The sequence below is a fragment of the Nocardia halotolerans genome, assembly GCF_042650145.1.
In the GTDB taxonomy this organism is placed as follows: Bacteria; Actinomycetota; Actinomycetes; order Mycobacteriales; family Mycobacteriaceae; genus Nocardia; species Nocardia halotolerans.
Genome location: NZ_JBHSDL010000030.1, coordinates 563,919 through 582,363, shown reverse-complemented (window position 1 = coordinate 582,363; position 18,445 = coordinate 563,919). Strand labels below are relative to the sequence as shown.

At 68.9% G+C, this 18,445-nt stretch carries 18 protein-coding genes; 9 read left to right on the top strand and 9 right to left on the bottom strand.

The window, feature by feature from the left end; translation table 11 throughout:
- Positions 1–192: 192 nt before the first annotated feature.
- Positions 193–1,713 (bottom strand): ATP-binding protein, encoded by a 1,521-nt coding sequence (locus tag ACFO5K_RS26055; protein ID WP_378568283.1) that lies wholly within the window; start codon positions 1,711–1,713, stop codon positions 193–195.
- A 732-nt stretch (positions 1,714–2,445) separates the two neighbouring features.
- On the opposite strand from ACFO5K_RS26055, the gene ACFO5K_RS26050 reads away from it, so the two are divergent.
- The 4 genes from ACFO5K_RS26050 (at position 2,446) to ACFO5K_RS26035 (ending at position 5,280) form a co-directional block, all read left to right on the top strand.
- Positions 2,446–3,075 carry an MspA family porin gene (locus tag ACFO5K_RS26050; RefSeq protein ID WP_378568281.1) on the top strand — a complete coding sequence of 210 codons (630 nt, stop codon included), beginning with the start codon at positions 2,446–2,448 and terminating at the stop codon, positions 3,073–3,075.
- An 84-nt stretch (positions 3,076–3,159) separates the two neighbouring features.
- Positions 3,160–4,872, top strand: a complete 1,713-nt coding sequence (locus tag ACFO5K_RS26045) for a PspC domain-containing protein (RefSeq protein WP_378568279.1) — start codon at positions 3,160–3,162, stop codon at positions 4,870–4,872.
- Positions 4,865–5,071 (top strand): hypothetical protein, encoded by a 207-nt coding sequence (locus ACFO5K_RS26040; protein WP_378568277.1) that lies wholly within the window; start codon positions 4,865–4,867, stop codon positions 5,069–5,071. Before ACFO5K_RS26045 ends, ACFO5K_RS26040 begins: the two co-directional genes overlap by 8 nt.
- A 68-nt stretch (positions 5,072–5,139) precedes the next feature.
- Entirely contained in the window at positions 5,140–5,280 is a 141-nt protein-coding gene (locus tag ACFO5K_RS26035; RefSeq protein WP_378568275.1) for a hypothetical protein, read from the top strand.
- Position 5,281: 1 nt separating this feature from the next.
- Here the strand turns inward: ACFO5K_RS26035 and guaA are convergent, their stop codons facing one another.
- Complete coding sequence (gene guaA, locus ACFO5K_RS26030) at positions 5,282–6,856, bottom strand: glutamine-hydrolyzing GMP synthase (RefSeq protein ID WP_378568273.1); 1,575 nt, start codon at positions 6,854–6,856, stop codon at positions 5,282–5,284.
- A 132-nt stretch (positions 6,857–6,988) separates the two neighbouring features.
- On the opposite strand from guaA, the gene ACFO5K_RS26025 reads away from it, so the two are divergent.
- Positions 6,989–7,789 (top strand): alpha/beta fold hydrolase, encoded by an 801-nt coding sequence (locus ACFO5K_RS26025; protein WP_378568271.1) that lies wholly within the window; start codon positions 6,989–6,991, stop codon positions 7,787–7,789.
- Here ACFO5K_RS26025 and ACFO5K_RS26020 read toward each other — a convergent pair.
- Complete coding sequence (locus ACFO5K_RS26020) at positions 7,786–8,940, bottom strand: GuaB3 family IMP dehydrogenase-related protein (RefSeq protein WP_378568269.1); 1,155 nt, start codon at positions 8,938–8,940, stop codon at positions 7,786–7,788. The two genes, ACFO5K_RS26025 and ACFO5K_RS26020, sit on opposite strands and share 4 nt — an antisense overlap.
- A 263-nt stretch (positions 8,941–9,203) precedes the next feature.
- A complete protein-coding gene (guaB, locus tag ACFO5K_RS26015; protein WP_378568267.1) occupies positions 9,204–10,748 on the bottom strand; it encodes an IMP dehydrogenase in 1,545 nt (514 codons plus the stop codon).
- Positions 10,749–10,964: 216 nt separating this feature from the next.
- Here guaB and ACFO5K_RS26010 point away from each other — a divergent pair, with 216 nt between their 5' ends.
- On the top strand, positions 10,965–11,378 hold the full coding sequence (locus ACFO5K_RS26010) for a DUF5319 domain-containing protein (protein WP_022567296.1): 414 nt from the start codon (positions 10,965–10,967) through the stop codon (positions 11,376–11,378).
- A 109-nt stretch (positions 11,379–11,487) separates the two neighbouring features.
- On the opposite strand, the gene ACFO5K_RS26005 is transcribed toward ACFO5K_RS26010, so the two are convergent.
- The 3 genes from ACFO5K_RS26005 to ACFO5K_RS25995 form a co-directional block, all read right to left on the bottom strand.
- Positions 11,488–12,567, bottom strand: a complete 1,080-nt coding sequence (locus ACFO5K_RS26005) for an anti-sigma-D factor RsdA (protein WP_378568265.1) — start codon at positions 12,565–12,567, stop codon at positions 11,488–11,490.
- Complete coding sequence (locus ACFO5K_RS26000) at positions 12,560–13,138, bottom strand: sigma-70 family RNA polymerase sigma factor (protein ID WP_378568263.1); 579 nt, start codon at positions 13,136–13,138, stop codon at positions 12,560–12,562. Before ACFO5K_RS26000 ends, ACFO5K_RS26005 begins: the two co-directional genes overlap by 8 nt.
- 144 nt (positions 13,139–13,282) lie before the next feature.
- On the bottom strand, positions 13,283–14,107 hold the full coding sequence (locus ACFO5K_RS25995; RefSeq protein WP_378568261.1) for a hypothetical protein: 825 nt from the start codon (positions 14,105–14,107) through the stop codon (positions 13,283–13,285).
- A 622-nt stretch (positions 14,108–14,729) separates the two neighbouring features.
- On the opposite strand from ACFO5K_RS25995, the gene ACFO5K_RS25990 reads away from it, so the two are divergent.
- The 3 genes from ACFO5K_RS25990 (at position 14,730) to ACFO5K_RS25980 (ending at position 16,020) form a co-directional block, all read left to right on the top strand.
- The gene (locus ACFO5K_RS25990) at positions 14,730–15,023 is read left to right on the top strand and encodes a WhiB family transcriptional regulator (RefSeq protein WP_022567299.1); all 294 of its coding nucleotides are present in this window, start codon (positions 14,730–14,732) and stop codon (positions 15,021–15,023) included.
- Positions 15,024–15,149: 126 nt separating this feature from the next.
- The gene (locus ACFO5K_RS25985; protein ID WP_378568259.1) at positions 15,150–15,767 is read left to right on the top strand and encodes a sigma-70 family RNA polymerase sigma factor; all 618 of its coding nucleotides are present in this window, start codon (positions 15,150–15,152) and stop codon (positions 15,765–15,767) included.
- A 1-nt stretch (position 15,768) separates the two neighbouring features.
- Positions 15,769–16,020, top strand: coding sequence for a hypothetical protein (locus ACFO5K_RS25980; RefSeq protein ID WP_378568257.1), 252 nt, complete (start codon positions 15,769–15,771; stop codon positions 16,018–16,020).
- An 87-nt stretch (positions 16,021–16,107) separates the two neighbouring features.
- Here ACFO5K_RS25980 and groL read toward each other — a convergent pair whose 3' ends face one another.
- Positions 16,108–17,715 carry a chaperonin GroEL gene (gene groL, locus ACFO5K_RS25975; protein WP_378568255.1) on the bottom strand — a complete coding sequence of 536 codons (1,608 nt, stop codon included), beginning with the start codon at positions 17,713–17,715 and terminating at the stop codon, positions 16,108–16,110.
- Between the two features lie 158 nt (positions 17,716–17,873).
- A complete protein-coding gene (gene groES, locus ACFO5K_RS25970) occupies positions 17,874–18,173 on the bottom strand; it encodes a co-chaperone GroES (protein WP_019045169.1) in 300 nt (99 codons plus the stop codon).
- Between the last annotated feature and the right edge of the window lie 272 nt (positions 18,174–18,445).

The window sequence follows — 18,445 nt, the reverse complement described above, 5'->3', positions numbered from 1 at the left end:
CACCGGATCGATCGCGGGTCCCGGCCGACTCGGCTCCGACGCGAGCACACCGGATCGATCGCGGGTCCCGGCCGACTCGGCTCCGACGCGAGCACACCGGATCGGTCGCGGGTCCCGGCCGACTCGGCTCCGGCGCGAGCACACCGGATCGGTCGCGGGTCCCGGCCGACTCGGGTGCGTGCGAGCACACGCTCAACGTTCGGTCTGGTGGTTCCGGGTCGACGCGTGATCTTCCCGGCGCGAAGCGGCGGTCGGCGCGTCGGCGGAAGTGCCGACCGGGTGTCCACCGGAGTCGTCGCGATCGACCTGAGTCCCACCGTCGACCGCAGCAGCACCAGCTGTCGACCACTCGGAATCGCCGACCTGATCCTCACCGTCAACGGCCTCGGGGAGGTCGGCATCGCCCCGCGCCCCGGCCTCGGCAGGGTCTGTGCCCGGGTCGAACAGGTCACTCGCGTCGGGTTCGGAGGTGCCGGAGTCGGTGCGTGGCATGACGATCCGCACCTCGGTGCCACGACCGATGGTCGAGTCGATCTCGGCGGTGCCGCCGCGACGTTCGATTCGGGCGCAGATCGATTTCGCCACCCCGCGCCGGTCGGTGGGCACCGCGGACACGTCGAAACCGGCGCCGCGGTCGCGCACGAAGATGCTCACCTGGTGCGGTTCGGTTTCGGCGAACAGGTCGATCTCGGGGACGTCGGCGTGTTTGGCGGCGTTGACCAGCGCTTCGCGGGTGGCGCCGAGCAGTGCGGTGAAATGTTCCTTGGGCAGCCCGGCGCCGGTGTCGCCGGGGTCCATGGCCACATCACCGACGGTGACCGGGGTGACCTTCACACCGTGCTGGTCCTCCACCTCACCGGCGATGGTGCGCAGGGCGGCGGCCAGGCTGGACTGCGCGGGGGCGGTGTCGTCGAAGAGCCATTTGCGTAGTTCACGTTCCTGGCTGCGGGCCAGGCGCACCACTTCCTGTGAGTCCTCGGCTTGGCGCTGGATCAGGGCCAGGGTTTGCAGCACCGAATCGTGCAGGTGGGAGGCGATCTCCTCGCGCTCCTCGTTGCGGATGCGGGCGCCGCGTTCGGCATTGAGCGCGCGGACCATGCGCAACCACAGCGGCACCGTGAGCAGGCCCGCACCGACGAGGGTGACCGCCACCGCGATCAGCGCCGAGCCCAGCGAACTCAGATCGATCCGGGCCAGCACCACCACGCCGAGCCCGACCACGATCAGCGTCACACCGGCCACGATGCGCGACCAGGTGACCACCGACGGGCGCGCGGGCAACCCGAACAGCGCCCGCGGCCCCGGCGCGGCCACATCGTATTCCCGCCACACCAGCGCGGCGCCGACCGCGACCACCACGATCGGCGCGATCACCTTCGCCGCGGTCCCCTGGAACAACCAGCCGACGGTGACCGCGAGGACGACACCCAGCAGTGCGAGCCCGATCGCCTGCCTGCGTTCGTCACCGGTGGGTTCGGCGGCGTCGGAACCCGCCGGGGTGAAGATCCACAGCAGTCCGTAGGCCACCAGGCCGGCACCGACCAGCGCCGACAGCAGCACGAAGGCGATGCGCACCTTGAACACGTCGACGCCGAGATGGTCGGCCAGCCCACCGGCCACGCCGCCGACCACCCGGCCACCGGTGCGCCGGACCATGCGCGGCAACTCGGGCAACGGCCGACCGGCCGGTTCGGGGCTGGAAACGGGGAACATGCCTGGGCGGTACCCAGGTGGCACGCCGTAACCCATCGGCGGGGCCTGGCCGTATCCCGGGGCAGGGCGGTACTGCTGCGGTGGGCCGTACGGCGGGGGTGGCGCGGCGAACCGGCGCGGCGGCGGGGCGAACCGTTGCGGGGACCGCCACCGAGGCTGGTACCCAGCGCGCGGGTAGCTCCCAGCTCCCGGCCAGTTCATCCCCTGCGGCGCCCCAGCACCGCCGGACCCCGGTTGCATCGAATCGGCGCGCGGCCCCGAGTCACCCCGGGCGGCGGACTCGGCAGCACCGGTCGTCGGTGTACCGGGCAGGGATCGGCCGTGGGCCTCATGGGCGGGAGGGTGCGCGGCACCACTGTTCCCGGCGGCGGCTCCGGGCCCGGGCAGGCCCTGGGTGACGGTGCGGGCGGGAACAGACGGATCCATCCTTCGATACTGGCACGCGCGAGCTGGGACGACATCAGGTAAGTCCCTGATCTCCTCCCCAGGTCCGGCGATCCGGCTCTGATCTGTGAATAGAGCTGTCCGGACCGGACAAAACCAGCCTCTGACAGGAGGTATGCCCGAGCGAGATGCCGCAGGGGCCAGGGCGGCAGACCGGACCGGAACCGGTAGTGACGATTCCAGCTGAAATCTTCAGCAAATGCATCGGCGTTTCGAAAGCGCGGGCACAGATGATCTTCCTCGTTGACGGCAGGCCGGGAAGCGCGGCCGCCGCTTAGGGAGGAACAAGTGAACATCATCAGCACCGTGCTGGGGGCGGCCACCATCACACTGAGCACCCTCGCGATGACGCCGGTTGCCGCGGCGACACCGATGGCACCGCACGAGACCACCTACCACGGGCCCGAGGGCTTCACCCTCACGCTCGGCCACACCGAACAGTCCTACCGGCTGGTGCCCCCGCTCAACGCGATGCCGACCAATCGCGAAGTGTTTCTCGACAACACCGCCTACGTCACCGCACCGCCCGGCGCGACCGGCGAGCTCACCTCCGGCTATCTCGTCGCCTGTGCGGTGGACCTGACGCTTTCGGTCGGCCTCGACGGCGGCATCTCGGCCAGTGCGGGGGCGACTGTCGGATTCGGCTCGTCCGGTCCCGACGCGTCCGCCGATATCGGTCCGTCCGTCTCGGCCGGTCTCGAGCTGAGCTTGTCGCTCGCGCCGGGCGAGATCAAGAAGATCGACGTGGGATCCATGCCGCTGAGCTCGGGCACCACTTATCTGGTGAACCGCGACTTCCACCTGATGGTCGGCGACTGCGGCGGGCCGCTCAACATCTACTCCTGGGCAACGGTCACCGCCGCCACCGAGCAGGTCAGTGCGACGAACTCGGTCTTCGGCGACACCATGTTCCTGTAGCGGACGACCCCGCACCCGAACCCGGGCACTTTTCAGGGTTCCCCCCGATGCGCGGAAGGGGTGGCGCGGCACACCATGGAACCCATGAGCAGAACGAGCTTCGCCGACCAGGTCCACCAGATGTGGCGCACGCGGCCCGTCCGGCTGCCCCGGCAGGGCCCGATCGCCGGTGTGTCCGCCGGGTTCGGTTTGCGCTACGGCGTCGACCCGGTGCTGGTGCGGGTGGCGTTCGTGGTCTCCACCATCTTCGGCGGCGCGGGCGTCGTGCTGTATCTGCTGGCGTGGCTGGTGCTCGGGTCGGCGAATGACGGGGCTTCGGCGGCCGAGTCGCTGTCCGCGAACGGGCGCGGCACCCACTCCCAGACGAAGACGATCGTGCTGATCGTCGCGCTCGCCATCGCGGTCTCGACCATGGGACCGATCGGGTTGGGGCTGGGCGGTTCCGGCGTGTTCAGCATGGGCCTGATGCTGGCCGGCTGGTGGATGCTCTACCTGCGTCATCCGGAGCTGCCCGCCGGTTTCGACAGCTATCGGGCCCCGGTCGGCGCCACCGGTTACCCCGGCGCGGGCTACCCGACCAGCGCACACGGGTACCCCTACACACCCGAGGTACCGCCCACCGGGGTGTACACGCCCTACACCAGACTTCCCGACACCTATGCTCCCGACCCGGCGACCACGGTGCTTCCACGGGAGGAAACCCCGGCGGCGGAAACTGGCGGGGCGGCAGCCGAATCCGCACCGCTGCTACGTGTCGATGAAACCGAGACGGTCACCGACGCACCCCGGCTGAGCAAGGCCGATGATTTCCGGCTCGATGACATCGCCGAGCCCGAGGACGCGGGCCGAACGGGTGCCGATGAATCCGATTCGACAGGTGGAGAAGCTGTCTCAGCGGAACAGACCGCTGTCGACGCGGACGCCACCGAAACGATTCGCCTGGAAAAGGGTTCCACCACCGAATCACCGACCGCGCCTTCGGTAACCGCGTCCGTCGATCTCGACAAGCACGAAGCGGATTCCCCGAAGACCGTCGAGGACGACGCCACCGCGATCCTGCGCAAGGATCCCCAGCGCCCTGAAAAGCCCTCCTCCACACCGCGACCCCGCCTCGGCGCGCAGGTACCCAGCGGCTGGGATCCACTCGCCGTGGCACCGCTGGCCTGGGAACTGCCCGACACCGCCCCCAGGTACGCGCCGGTCGCACCCACACAGCCGAAACGTCCCCGCTCCCGGCTGACGCCGATCACCATCGGCCTGGCGATCCTGGCCGCCGCGGTGGCCGGTGCGGTGGCCGCCTCCGGCGCGGAGTGGATGACTCCGGCGCGGATCGGCGCGGTCGCGCTGACCGTGGTCGCACTCGGCCTCATCGTCGGCGCGTTCCTGCGGCGCGGGTACGGCCTGCTGATGCTCACCGCGCCACTGGCCGGATTCGTCCTGCTGGCCTCGCTGATCGGGCCGATCGACTTCGAGGGCAACGCCATGGGCGAACGCACCTGGACGCCGGCCTCGGTCGCCGAACTACAGCCGAACTACACGATGACCATGGGTTCGGCCACCCTGGATCTGCGAGAGCTGGCGCTCACCGAGCCGAAGGCCGTCGAATTGTCGGTGAACATGGCCGAAGGCATCGTCCTACTTCCCGAAGGGATGCGAGTGCACACGACCTGTGACATCAGAGCGGGCGACGCCACCCGGTGCGACGAAGGACTGACCGGGCCGGACAACCCCGATGCACCGGTCCTGGACCTGCGGGTCGTGGTGCGCATGGGCAGTGTGGAGGTGACCCGTGGCTGAATCGACGAACACCGAACGCCGCCCGGCCTTCTCCCTGCTGTGCACCGGTCTGCTCGCCCTGGCGCTGAGCATCTGGGCCCTGCTGGGCGCCCCCACTCCCGACGCCGGTGGCGTCCTGCCGATCGGCTGGGGTGTGGTGATCGCCGCCAGCGTCATCGGCCTGTTGCTGGTGCTGGCACCCGGGCGCAAGCGGAACTGACCGAGGACAATCGAAACGAGAAATGGCCCGTCCGCGTGACGGGCCATTTCTGTTGAAGGGCAACGGCAATGAGCGACCGCGCAGACCGGCAGTCATCGACCCCCGTGGCGAGGGCCCTGCCACCGGCCACCCATCGGCCCTCGGCCGGCGGCTTCCTCCTGGGCAGACTGCTGCTCACCCGGGTGGTGCCGCCGAAACGACCGATCTAACTCATTCCCACTCGATGGTGCCCGGCGGCTTGCTCGTCACATCGAGGACCACACGGTTGACGTCGGCGACCTCGTTGGTGATGCGGGTGGAGATGCGCTCGAGCACGTCGTAGGGCAGGCGAGTCCAGTCCGCGGTCATCGCGTCCTCGCTCGACACCGGACGCAGCACGATGGGGTGACCGTAGGTGCGGCCGTCGCCCTGCACGCCCACCGACCGCACGTCGGCGAGCAGCACCACCGGGCACTGCCAGATCTGCTTGTCCAGACCCGCGGCGGTGAGTTCCTCGCGGGCGATGGCATCGGCCTGACGGAGCAGGTCGAGCCGCTCGGCGGTCACCTCGCCGACGATGCGGATGGCCAGACCGGGGCCCGGGAAGGGCTGACGGCCGACGATCTCCTCGGGCAGGCCGAGTTCGCGGCCGACCGCGCGGACCTCGTCCTTGAACAGCAGCCGCAGCGGTTCGACCAGGTCGAACTCGAGGTCGTCGGGCAGGCCGCCGACGTTGTGGTGGCTCTTGATGTTCGCGGTGCCGGTGCCGCCACCGGATTCGACGACGTCCGGGTAGAGCGTGCCCTGCACCAGGAACTCCACCTTCGGGGTGCTGCCTTCGGTGGTGCCCTCTTCGATGACGATGCCGGCCACCGCGTCCTCGAAGGAGCGGATGAACTCGCGGCCGATGATCTTGCGCTTCTCCTCGGGGTCGGCGACACCCTTCAGTTCACCCAGGAACTTGTCCACCGCGTCGACGGTCACCAGTTTGGCGCCGGTCGCGGCCACGAAGTCCTGCTGCACCTGCTCGCGCTCACCGGCGCGCAGCAGCCCGTGGTCGACGAACACACAGGTGAGCCGGTCACCGATGGCCCGCTGCACCAGGGCTGCGGCGACCGCGGAGTCGACACCGCCGGACAGGCCGCAGATCGCGTGGCCGTCACCGATCTGCTCGCGCACGTTCTCGATCAGTGCCTCGGCGATGTTGGCCGGGGTCCACTGGCCGGGAATGCCCGCGATCTCGTGCAGGAAGCGGCTCAGCACCTGCTGGCCGTGCGGGGAATGCAGCACCTCGGGGTGGTACTGGACCCCGGCCAGGCGGCGCGCGCGATCCTCGAACGCGGCGACGGGGGCGCCCGCGGTGGTGCCGGTGACCTCGAAGCCCTCGGGGGCGTCGGTCACGGCGTCACCGTGGCTCATCCACACCGGCTGGATCGTCGGCAGACCGCCGTGCAGCACGCCGCCGTCGATGTTGAGTTCGGTGCGGCCGTATTCGCGGGTGCCGGTGTGGGCGACGGTGCCGCCGAGGGCCTGGGCCATCGCCTGGAAGCCGTAGCAGATGCCGAACACGGGCACGTTCAGGTCGAACAGCCGCGCGTCGAGTCGCGGTGCGCCCTCGGCGTACACGCTGGACGGGCCGCCGGACAGGATCACCGCCAGTGGCTGCTTGTCGGCGATCTCCTCCACCGTCATGGTGTGTGGAATGACCTCGGAGAACACGCTCGACTCACGCACCCGGCGGGCAATCAGCTGGGCGTACTGTGCGCCGAAGTCGACGACGAGGACCGGTCTCTGAGTTTCTGTCACCGGCACAGTTTAGTGACGCCGTACGAGGGGCGGACAACGGGCTTCGTCGCGGCCCGACTCGCCGTAGTGACCGAGCACGACCCGCCACCATTCCTTGCGCGGAGCGGGGTGTGGCTGGCTATCCTCGTGCACGTGCCATTCGCCCGCGCGATCGATGCCGACATCTACTACGAGGACAGCGGTGGCACCGGGCCGGTGGTGTTGCTCGCCCACGAATTCTTCATGGACCGCACCATGTTCGCCTCGCAGCAGGCGGCCCTGTCCCCCGAATTCCGGATCGTGGCGTGGGACGCGCGCGGGCACGGGCGCACCCGGGATCAGCGACTGCCCTTCACCTACTGGACCGCCGCGCGCGACGCGCTCACGGTGCTGGACGCGATCGGCGTGGAACGCGCCATCGTCGGCGGAACCGCGCAGGGCGGCTTCACCGCGTTGCGCACCGCGCTCGTGGCGCCCGAACGGGTGGCCGCGCTGATCCTGATCAGCACCGAGGCACACGGGCCCACCCGCGAACAATCCATCGCCACCCAGCGCTTCCTCGACGAATGGCACGACCCCGGCTCCCGCGAGTACGCCGCGAGCCAACTCGCCGACTGGCTGATCGGCGACGACGACTGGTACCGCGACATCTGGACCCGCCGCTGGGTCGCCGACGCCCACAACGGCCTCGACGCCGCCGTGGGCTGCCTGCTGGGGCGTGACTCGGTACTCGACCGGCTGCACGAGATCACCTGCCCGGCGCTGATCATCCACGCCACCCACAGCGGCATCGCCGCTGCCCGGGCCCGCACGCTGGCCGACGGGCTCACCGGCTCCACCTTCGCGCAGGTCGACGGCGCCCGCCTGGCCGTCACGATGACCCACCCGGAACCGGTCAACACCGCGATCAGCCGGTTCCTACGCGAGCGGGTCTCCCTCGCGCACGTGCGTTAGCGGACGCTGAGCCCGACCTTCTGGAATTCCTTGAGGTCGGAGTAGCCGGCCTTGGCCATCGACCGGCGCAGGCCGCCGACCAGGTTGAGCGAACCGAACGGGTCGTCGGACGGGCCGTAGAGCACCCGCTCGAGGCTGGGACGGCTGGTGGCGCCGTCGGGGCCGTCGAGCCAGGACTCGTCGACCGGCAGGAACGACCCGCGCGGCACCGAGGGGTGCGCGGTGGCCGAGGGCCAGTACCAGCCACGACCCGGCGCCTCGGCCGCCGCCGACAGCGGCACACCGAGCATCACGGCATCGGCGCCACAGGCGATGGCCTTGGCGAACTGACCGGAGGTGGCCACGTCGCCGTCGGCGATGACGTGCACGTAGCGGCCGCCGGTCTCGTCGAGGTAGTCGCGGCGCGCGGCGGCGGCATCGGCGATCGCGGTCGCCATCGGCACCCCGATGCCGAGCACCTCACCGGTGGTGGTGGCGCCGGGGAAGGAGCCGTAGCCCACGATGACGCCGGCCGCACCGGTGCGCATCAGGTGCAGCGCGGTGCGGTGATCGCTCACGCCACCGGCCACGACCGGCACGTCGAGTTCGGCGATGAAGGTCTTCAGGTTGAGTGGTTCGCCGCCACCGACGTGCTCGGCGGAGATGATGGTGCCCTGCACCACCAGCAGGTCCACGCCGGCCTGCACCAGCGCGGGAGTGAGCGCGCGGGCGTTCTGCGGGCTCACCCGCACCGAGGTGGTGACGCCGGCCGCCCGCACCTGCGCCACGGCCGCGGCCAGCAGATCGGGCTGCATCGGCGCGGCGTGCAGTTCCTGCAGCAGGGAGATCGCGCGTTCGTAACCCCCCTTGTCGACCAGATCGATCAGCTGATCGATCTTGGCCTGCACATCGGCGTGCCGAGCCCACAGCCCTTCACCGTTGATCACTCCGAGGCCGCCACGGCGACCCAGCTCGATCGCGAACTCCGGCGAGACCAGCGCGTCGGTGGGGTGGGCGAGCACCGGGATCTCGAAACGGTAGGCATCGAGCTGCCAGGCCAGCGACACCTCTTTCGACGACCGCGTCCGCCGCGAGGGGACGATGTCGACGTCGTCGAGTTCGTAGGTACGCCGGGCCACCCGGCCCATCCCGATTTCCACCATGTCACGCACGTTCGCTCTGCTTTCTGAGCGCTGGTGCGCTCGAGTTCGCGGCCCGGTCGGACCGCCGGTCAGGTACCGCGGCTTGCTCCTTCGTCGCCTACGCCGCGGCACCGGCGACCCGGCCGCGAACCGGCCACTTCGTGGGCCGCCGCTCCTCGGGGTCGCGGGTGCGTGGCGCGTCGGTGACGATGGTGGCGTGCTGCGAGCCACTGGGTCTTGCACGCGAGTGCGCCGGGAGTGTATCCCCCGGCGCACAAACGTCCCTATTGTACTCAGCCGCGCCCGGTGTAGTTCGGAGCCTCGACGGTCATCGTGATGTCGTGCGGGTGGCTTTCCTTGAGGCCCGCCGCGGTGATCTGCACGAACTGCGCGTTCTGCAGGTGTTCGATGTTCTGCGAACCCGTGTAGCCCATCGCGGCGCGCAGACCACCGACGAGCTGGTGGATCACCTGGTTGACCGGCCCACGGAACGGCACGCGGCCTTCGATGCCCTCGGGGACGAGCTTGTCCTCGGCGAGCACGTCGTCCTGGAAGTAGCGGTCCTTGGAGTAGGACTTGGCCTGACCACGACCCTGCATGGCGCCGAGGGAACCCATGCCGCGGTAGCTCTTGAACTGCTTGCCGTTGACCAGGATCAGCTCGCCCGGCGACTCGGCGGTGCCCGCGAGCAGCGAGCCCAGCATCACCGTCGAAGCGCCCGCTGCGATGGCCTTGGCGACGTCACCGGAGTACTGCACGCCACCGTCGGCGATCACCGGCACACCCGCGGACTTGCAGGCGGCGACGGCCTCGAGGATGGCGGTGATCTGCGGCGCGCCGACACCGGCGACCACGCGGGTGGTGCAGATGGAGCCGGGGCCCACGCCCACCTTCACCGCGTCCACGCCCGCCTCGACCAGCGCGGCGGCCCCCGCGCGGGTGGCGACATTGCCGCCGACGATCTGGATACGGTCGCCCACCTCGGCCTTGACCTTGGTGACCATCTGCAGCACCTGCGCCTGGTGCCCGTGCGCGGTGTCGACGATCAGCACGTCGACGCCGGCGTCGGCCAGCGACATGGCCCGCGACCAGGAGTCGTCGCCGACCCCGATCGCGGCGCCGACCAGCAGGCGGCCGTCGCGGTCCTTGGTGGCGTCGGGGTACTGGTCGGTCTTGACGAAGTCCTTGACCGTGATCAGCCCGCGCAGCCGGCCGTTGCCGTCCACGATGGGCAGCTTCTCGATCTTGTGGCGGCGCAGCAGCCCGAGGGCGGCCTCGGCGGTGACGCCCTCCTTGGCGGTGATCAGCGGCGCGGGGGTCATCACCTCGTCCACGCGGCGGTCCTGGTCCACCTCGAAGCGCATGTCACGGTTGGTGATGATGCCCACCAGCGCACCGGTCTCGTCCACCACGGGCAGACCCGAGATACGGAACCGGGCGCACATCGCGTCGACCTCGGCGAGCGTGTCGGTGGGGCGGCAGGTCACCGGATCGGTCACCATGCCCGCCTCCGACCGCTTCACCGTCTCGACCTGGGCGGCCTGATCGGCACCCGACAGGTTGCGGTGCAGCACGCCCATACCGCCGGCCCGGGCCATGGCGATGGCCATGCGCGCCTCGGTGACGGTGTCCATCGCCGAGCTCACCAGCGGCGTGCGCAGGGTGATGTCCCTGGTCAGCTTGCTGGAGGTCTCAACGGAGCTGGGGATGAGATCCGAGGCGGCAGGCAGCAACAGCACGTCGTCGAACGTGAGGCCGAGCATGGCGATCTTGGTCGGATCGTCGCCACCCGTAGGAGGGCGCACCGCGATTCGTTCGCCCGACACGGGATTACTCATTCGGATCGACCCCTCCTGGTCGTCGGAGCTACCGACGCCGGAGATACATCGCGTCGGTGCTGAGCGGAATGCTTGGATGGTCGGTGAGAACGTGCTCGCCGACGCCTGAGTTCCATGGTATCGGTCGGGCGAGTGCGGCTGTGCAGTGAGCCCTTCGGCAAAACTTGCCCGGTGCATCGCTGGCGCAGACCGCCTAGTACTGCGTACCGTGGGGTTGTGCGTGACCATCTACCACCTGGCCTGCCGCCGGATCCCTTCGCCGGAGACCCCTCCGACCCGTCTGCCGCGCTCGATGCCATCGAGCCCGGTGAGCCGCTGGATCCTCATGAGCGCCTCGCGGTCGAGGAAGATCTCGCCGACCTCGCCGTCTACGAAGCCCTGCTGGCCCATCGCGGAATCCGCGGGCTCGTCGTCAGCTGTGAGGATTGTCGGCAAGATCACTACCACGACTGGGACATGCTGCGGGCAAACCTACTGCAGCTACTCGTCGACGGCACCGTCCGCCCGCACGAGCCCGCCTACGACCCGACGCCCGAGGCGTACGTCACCTGGGACTACTGCCGCGGCTACGCGGATGCCTCGATGAACGAGGCTTTCCACGGCGACGGATTCGACGGCTTCGACAACTGACCGGCTCCCCCGCGCCCGGTCACGCAGGCGCGGCGATGCGCCAGGCCCGATGACAGCGCGAAAGGCCCCGGACCATTGCGGTTCGGGGCCTTCGTTCGAGACGGTGCGATCAGTTGCTCGGCGCGGGGAGGATCGTGATCGTGTTGGTGGACGGCACCGTCGGAGGCACCGTGGGTGGTAACTGCGCCGACGTCGGAACCACCGTCGGCGCGGTGGTCGGCGGTGGATCGGCGATGGTGGATGTCGGCGGCTTGGTCGGATCACCGGTGGCCGGCGGCGGAGTCGTCGGCGGCGCGGTGGTCTCCGGCGGTGTCGTCGGCTCCACCGGCTCGGTCTCCGGGCCGGGGGTCATCATGATCACCGGCGGCTCGGTCGGCTCGACGGTGCCCGGCGCGGTCGGATCCACCGGGGCCGTGGTGGCCGGGTCGCTCGTCGGCGGCACCGGCGCGGGAGCGTTCGGCTTCGTCGGTTCGGGCGAGGTGGACGTCGAGGGCGGAAGCTTCTCGGCGAGTTGCGGCGCGACCTTCAGCAGTTGATCACGCAGCAGATTCCAGCGGGCGATCAGATCATTGCGCTTGTTCTGGTCGTCGACCTGGTTGGCGCTGGCCGAAGCCTTCTCCAACCGGGCTCGTGCCTGTTCCGGATCACCGGCGGTGAGCAGGTTCTGGGCCGCGACCAGATCGTCGTCGGCGCTGGCCACGACGGTGGACTGGGCCTGTTCGCTGAACACGACCTCCTTGACCCGCCACAGCGGATCGCCGGGGGCGGCGCTGTAGGAGAACGCCGTGACACCGCCGAACACCACGGCCAGTGCCGCGGCGGAGCCCAGTAGCGGCCGGACCAACCGGAGACGTCCGCGCGAGGAAGCACCGACTCGAACCTGCCGGGCGCCTATTTCCTGATTGACCGCCGCGAACACGGTGTCCAGATCAGGACCCGCGGGCATCGGCTCGGCCAACAGATCGGCCCGCCAATCCGCGAGCAGTGACGCCAGCTGGAACTCCTCGGGGCTGTCGGTACGCACCGGCCCGTCGCTCGCGATCGCGTCGATGAGCGCGTCGTCGCCGCGCACCGCCGCAATGTCGATCGGTCCAGAGTCGCCCGCATCCTCGGCGGCGTAGGGACCGCTGTCGTTCGACCCACGCCAGACCTTCCGGTCGCCTCGACCGCGCTCGCCATCCCTAGCCATACATTTCACCTGCCCTCGCCACTTGTGACTTCAGTTTTGCGAGCGCCCTGTGCTGGGCTACCCGTATCGCCCCCGCCGTGCTGCCCACGGCGACTGCGGTTTCCTCTGCTGACAGACCCATGACCAAACGCAAGACCAGGATTTCCCGATGTTTCTCGGGGAGCGTGGCCAGCAGACTGTTCATCTGCCTGCTCGTCTCCGAGTCGAGAGCTCGCTGTTCCGGTCCTTGGTCGGTGGATATGACATCTGGTACTTCGGCCATCGCGTCCGCCTTGTTACGGGCGGCATTGCGGTGGGCGTCGGCGACCTTGTGCGAAGCGATCCCGTATACGAAGGCCATGAAGGGCCGCCCCTGATCCTGATAGCGGGGCAGGGCGGTCATCACGGCCATACAGACCTCTTGTGCAACGTCGTCCGCGGAGAGCTGTCCGCGCTCCGCGGCACCGATCCGAGCCCTGCAGTAGCGAACCACCAAGGGCCGGACCAATTCCAGTACCCGGGCTAAAGCGGTCCTGTCGCCCTGCGCAGCCGCAGCGACGGCGAGGTCCAACTCTTCGCCCATATGCGTCATCGTCAGAGATTTTCCTGGCGTTACGAGTGGCGCGGTCGAATGTGACCGAGCTTCCGCGGATATGGCGGAACGGCACTAACAATAGCGACCCTCCGATCGGCCGCCCGGTGGCCCTGGTGCGTTCTCACAGTCCTCTCAGCAAGATCACCGGCGGGCGTCGGCACCCCAGGCCCGCAGACTCGCGCCATGATCAGCGGCTTTGTCCGCGGCCACCCGCGCGTCGGCGGGTTCGGCGATGCCCGCGCGCAGCATCGCGGTGGCCCATCGCAGCGGCAGCAGGCCGTGCTCGGCGCAGTCGGCGTCAACCCGGGTGGCAAGTTTTCTCGCGGCGGGAAGGTCACCGGTGGCGGCGGTGGCGGCCGCGCGCAGCAGGGCCGATTTCACCTGGTGGCGTACCGAGGACAGGGCCGCGGCACGTTCGACGGCGGTGTCGGCATCGAGTAGCGCCGCGGCGGCTTCGCCCCCGGCGAGTGCGGTCTCGGCGCGGACCCAGTGCCAGCGCACCGCGCACCGGGCCGGTGCGTCGACGAGCAGCGGTTCCACCCGGGAGAGCAGCTTGTGGGCCAGGGTGAGCCGGCCGGTGCCGAGCGCGTCGGCGGCCAGTCCGGTGTAGGCGTCGGCCAGTGCCTCGGACCGCGCGGACCCGGTCGCCGACAGCGCCGTCGTGGCGGCACGGCCGTCGAAGGCCGCGGCGGCGGCGTGTCCGCCCATCTGCCGCAGCAGTGAGCCACGGGTGCTGTCGACGAGGGAGGCCAGGCCCGGGTCCAGCCGGGTGCGGGCCAGTATCCGCAGGTCGGAGCGGGCAGCGGCGTAGCGGCCCTGGCCGCCGAGCGCCACCGCGCGGTGCCACCGCGACCGCGGGTCGGCTGGGGTCGGCAACTCCGCAGCGGCCAGGCCCGGCGTCGGCCCGAAAGCTGTCGAAACGAGTATTTCGGAACCGATATCCGCCGATGAGGCCGTTGTCTGCACGTCGAGACTCTAGCCGCCACCGGTTCCGGCGAGTTCTCGTGATATGCCCCGAGGGCACCATCGCAGCAACCGGCCAGCTTTTCTTTCGGGCCCCGATGTTGCCATCAGGTAAATCTCCGCCACCGGCCACTCCGGCCGCAAAGTCTCGAATTCATATGTGTTTCTCGCAATTAACCTGAGGGCCCTGTTTGCGCCCGGAGAGCACCACCCGCGCGAGCGATCCATTGTGACCCAGCACACTCCGACAGGGAGGTGACATGTCACCGAACCCCGCCGCGACCGGCGCTACCAGCGCAAACATCCCATGCTTCGAGCAGCACGCGGCGCTCGATCCATAGCCAACCGAACAGTATGGACGGATCGAGTGTGAAATGTAAACAGATCGCAGGTTAAATTTCAGCGTTGCCGATTTACTGAACGAATGCGTCGAAGTATTGACGTCAATTCCCGCCTGCACCTAACGTAACTCATCGCCGGGGACACCGCTGTGCGAAATCGCAGCGATCATCCGCCCGGCACCGTCAGGCACCGTCGAGCCGGCCACCTCCTGTGAGGTGACACGTTGACCTGCCGCACCACTCGCTCGACAACGCTGACGAGCTCGCACCACAAGGAGTTCACCATGCCCATGCCCACCCACCTCCCCGGACCGAACGCCGATGTCTGGGATTGGCAGATGCGTGGCTCGTGCCGCGGTCAGGACTCCGCCGTCTTCTTCCACCCCGACGGCGAGCGCGGCCGTGCCCGTACCGCGCGCGAGATGCGCGCCAAAGAGATCTGCCGAGCCTGCCCCGTGCTGATGCAGTGCCGGACCCACGCCCTCAAGGTGAGCGAACCGTACGGCATCTGGGGCGGAATGTCGGAGACCGAACGCGAGATGCACGCCCGCCGTAACCGGCGGCGTATGGCCGTCTGACCAGCTCGGCAAATCCGTTCCCATCCGCCCGGCGTGGCGCGCCGAATCTCTAGCAAACAGCTGGCACCCGACAAAGCCACCCCCCGGAAGGCGGGAGGCCATAGCCGCGGGCTACATTCGTGACTGATGACACAGAATGGGTTCCGAAGCGAAGCCTTCCCACCGAGCGTGGATTCTGCGGTTACCGCACGCGCGGCCGAAGGAGTCGAGCTGGCTGCACTGTTACAACGATGCGGCCTTGCCGACCAGCAAGCCTTTGCCGAACTGTACGACCGGACCTCGGCCCGGGTCTTCGGCCTGATCCTGCGGGTTCTCCACGACCCCGGGTACGCGGAGGAGACCACTCAGGAGGTCTATCTCCAGATCTGGCGCACCGCAACGAGTTTCGACCCCGCCAAGGGGTCGGCGGTGACCTGGCTGATGACGCTGGCACACCGGCGGGCGGTCGACCGGGTTCGTGCCGAGCAAGCCCATACCCAGCGCGAAGTCGCGTACGGAATCAGGGTGCTCGGCAACGAATTCGACGAGGTCACCGAGGAGGTGGAACGCAGACTCGAACAGCAGGCCGTCCGGCGCGGACTCTCGACCTTGACCGAGACCCAGCGCGAGGCGATCTCGCTCGCCTACTACGGCGGGCGCACCTACGCGGAGGTAGCTCAGCACCTCGGCATAGGATTACCGACCGTTAAGTCCCGAATTCGGGACGGTTTGACACGACTGAAGAAAAGTTTGGGGGTGCCGTGAGATGAACGAATCCCAGATCGATCTCGCGCACGCCGTCGCGCTCGGATTGATCGACGACGAAGACCATCACACGATCCAGACCATCATCGATACCGAAGACCCCACCCTGTGCACCGAGCTGCGGCGCGAACTGCGCACCACCCGCGCCACCCTCGCACTGCTCTCGGAGATCACCGCCACGCCACCACCCCCATCCCTGCGCACCCGCCTCTTAGCCGCGATAGAAGCCGAAGATCCCCCGGTAGCCAGCTGAAAGACAGGTAGCCGGCCAAGACACAAAGAAGGGCCCCTGACCGCAATCGCGGTCAGGGGCCTTCCCTATGTCACCTACCAGCCCAACTCAATGCGCGTGGCCGTGGCCGTGGTCGTCTTCTTCTTCGACCGGCTTCTCCACGATGGCGCTCTCGGTGGTCAGGATCATCCGCGCGACCGAGGCGGCGTTCACCACGGCGGAGCGGGTCACCTTGACCGGGTCGACGACGCCTTCGGCGAGCAGGTCACCGTAGGTGAGGGTGGCGGCGTTGAAGCCTTCCTTGCCCTCGGCGACCTTGCTGACCACCACAGCGCCGTCGAGGCCCGCGTTGGTGGCGATCCAGAACAGCGGCGCCTCGAGGCCCTTGCGGACCACGTCGACGCCGACGGCCTTGTCGCCGGTCAGCGAGTCACGCAGCTCGATGAGCGCGGCGGCGGCCTGGACCAGTGCCGAACCGCCACCGGGGACGATGCCCTCCTCGACCGCGGCCTTGGCGGCGGCGACCGCGTCGTCGACGCGGTACTTGCGCTCCTTGAGCGCGGTCTCGGTGGCCGCGCCGACCTTGATCACCGCGACGCCACCGGCCAGCTTGGCCAGGCGCTCTTCGAGCTTCTCGCGGTCCCAGTCGGAGTCGCTGGCTTCGATCTCGCGACGCAGCTGCGCACCGCGGGCGGCGATGTCGGCGTCGGTGCCCGCACCGTCGATCAGGACGGTCTCGTCCTTGGTGACGACGACGCGACGCGCCTGACCGAGCTGCTCGATGGTCGCCTCACGCAGGTTGACGCCGAGATCAGGGTTGATCACGGTGCCACCGGTGACCACGGCGAGGTCGTCGAGGAACGCCTTGCGGCGGTCACCGAAGAACGGCGCCTTCACCGCGACGGCCTTGATGGTCTTGCGGATCGAGTTGACCACCAGGGTCGACAGCGCTTCGCCGTCGACGTCCTCGGCCACGATCAGCACGCTCTTGCCGGATTCGGCGATCTTCTCCAGCAGCGGCAGCAGATCGGGCAGCGAGCTGATCTTGTCGCGGTGCAGCAGGACGTAGGCGTCCTCGAGCACGGCCTGCTGGGTTTCGGGGTCGGTCTGGAAGTAGGGCGAGAGGTAGCCCTTGTCGAACTGCACACCTTCGGTGATGACCAGTTCGGTCTGGGTGGTCGAGGATTCCTCGACGGTGACCACGCCGTCCTTGCCGACGGTGGTGAGGGCCTTGCCGACCATCTCACCGATCTCGGCGTCACGCGAGGAGACGGTGGCGACCTGGGCGATGGCCTGGGCGCCCTCGACCGGGGTGGCCGCGGCCAGCAGCACCTCCGAGACCTTCTCCGAGGCCAGCGCGATGCCCTGGCCGAGCGAGATCGGGTTCGCCCCGGCCGCGACGTTCTTCAGGCCCGCGCGCACGAAGGCCTGGGCCAGCACGGTGGCGGTGGTGGTGCCGTCGCCGGCCACGTCGTTGGTCTTGGTGGCGACGCTCTTGACGAGCTGGGCGCCGAGGTTCTCGAAGGGGTCTTCGAGGTCGATGTCACGCGCGATGGTGACACCGTCGTTGGTCACGGTGGGGCCGCCGAAAGCCTTGGCCAGCACCACGTGGCGGCCGCGCGGGCCGAGGGTCACCTTGACGGCGTCGGCCAGCTTGTCGACGCCGCGTTCCAGAGCCCGGCGAGCCTTCTCGTCGAACTCGATCTGCTTGGGCATGTAAAAGCTCCTGAGTCTGATGGCGACATTCCCCGGCCCCTACGTGGTGACGCGAGCTACCGCCACCGGGGCCTGAGCTCATGCCGCGAGTAGTGAACGCGAGCCGCCCCGGGGTCGGATGTACGACGCCGGGGCGGAACGCTGGTGCGGCGTCAGCCTTACTTGGTGACGACGGCCAGGATGTCGCGCGCCGAGAGGATGAGGTATTCCCCACCCTGGTACTTGATCTCGGTGCCGCCGTACTTGCTGTAGATGACGACGTCGCCTTCCTTGACATCGACGGGGATGCGGTCACCCTTTTCGGTGATCCGGCCCTCGCCGACGGCGATGACGGTGCCCTCCTGCGGCTTTTCCTTGGCCGTGTCCGGGATGACCAGGCCGGAGGCCGTCGTCGTCTCGGCCTCGTTGGCCTGGACGAGGATCTTGTCCTCGAGCGGCTTGATGTTCACGCTCGCCACGTTGAGCCCTCCACTTTCAGGGAATTCGGTCGTCCGGAACTGGTTGTTCCGGACCGGGTTCGGTTCAGCATGCGACCCTGCGGCGCAGGCCCCGTCGTCGCGGGTGCCGGGACTCCGAGCCCAGTGGTCGATGGCACAAGCACAGCTACACCGTGCCGACTAGCACTCTATACGTGAGAGTGCCAGCGCTCAAGGCTGGGTTCTGCCAATGTCGCAATTCGACACGCCCGCACGAGGCAATGATCTTCACATCGTGCGACGAAATCTGTAAC

Bases quoted from the DNA above. Each gene is read 5' to 3' on its own strand.
- ACFO5K_RS26055 (WP_378568283.1), bottom strand. From the start codon at position 1,713: ATGTTCCCCGTTTCCAGCCCCGAACCGGCCGGTCGGCCGTTGCCCGAG.
- ACFO5K_RS26045 (WP_378568279.1), top strand. From the start codon at position 3,160: ATGAGCAGAACGAGCTTCGCCGACCAGGTCCACCAGATGTGGCGCACG.
- ACFO5K_RS26035 (WP_378568275.1), top strand. From the start codon at position 5,140: ATGAGCGACCGCGCAGACCGGCAGTCATCGACCCCCGTGGCGAGGGCC.
- guaB (WP_378568267.1), bottom strand. From the start codon at position 10,748: ATGAGTAATCCCGTGTCGGGCGAACGAATCGCGGTGCGCCCTCCTACG.
- ACFO5K_RS26005 (WP_378568265.1), bottom strand. From the start codon at position 12,567: ATGGCTAGGGATGGCGAGCGCGGTCGAGGCGACCGGAAGGTCTGGCGT.
- ACFO5K_RS26000 (WP_378568263.1), bottom strand. From the start codon at position 13,138: ATGACGCATATGGGCGAAGAGTTGGACCTCGCCGTCGCTGCGGCTGCG.
- ACFO5K_RS25990 (WP_022567299.1), top strand. From the start codon at position 14,730: ATGCCCATGCCCACCCACCTCCCCGGACCGAACGCCGATGTCTGGGAT.
- ACFO5K_RS25985 (WP_378568259.1), top strand. From the start codon at position 15,150: ATGACACAGAATGGGTTCCGAAGCGAAGCCTTCCCACCGAGCGTGGAT.
- ACFO5K_RS25980 (WP_378568257.1), top strand. From the start codon at position 15,769: ATGAACGAATCCCAGATCGATCTCGCGCACGCCGTCGCGCTCGGATTG.
- groL (WP_378568255.1), bottom strand. From the start codon at position 17,715: ATGCCCAAGCAGATCGAGTTCGACGAGAAGGCTCGCCGGGCTCTGGAA.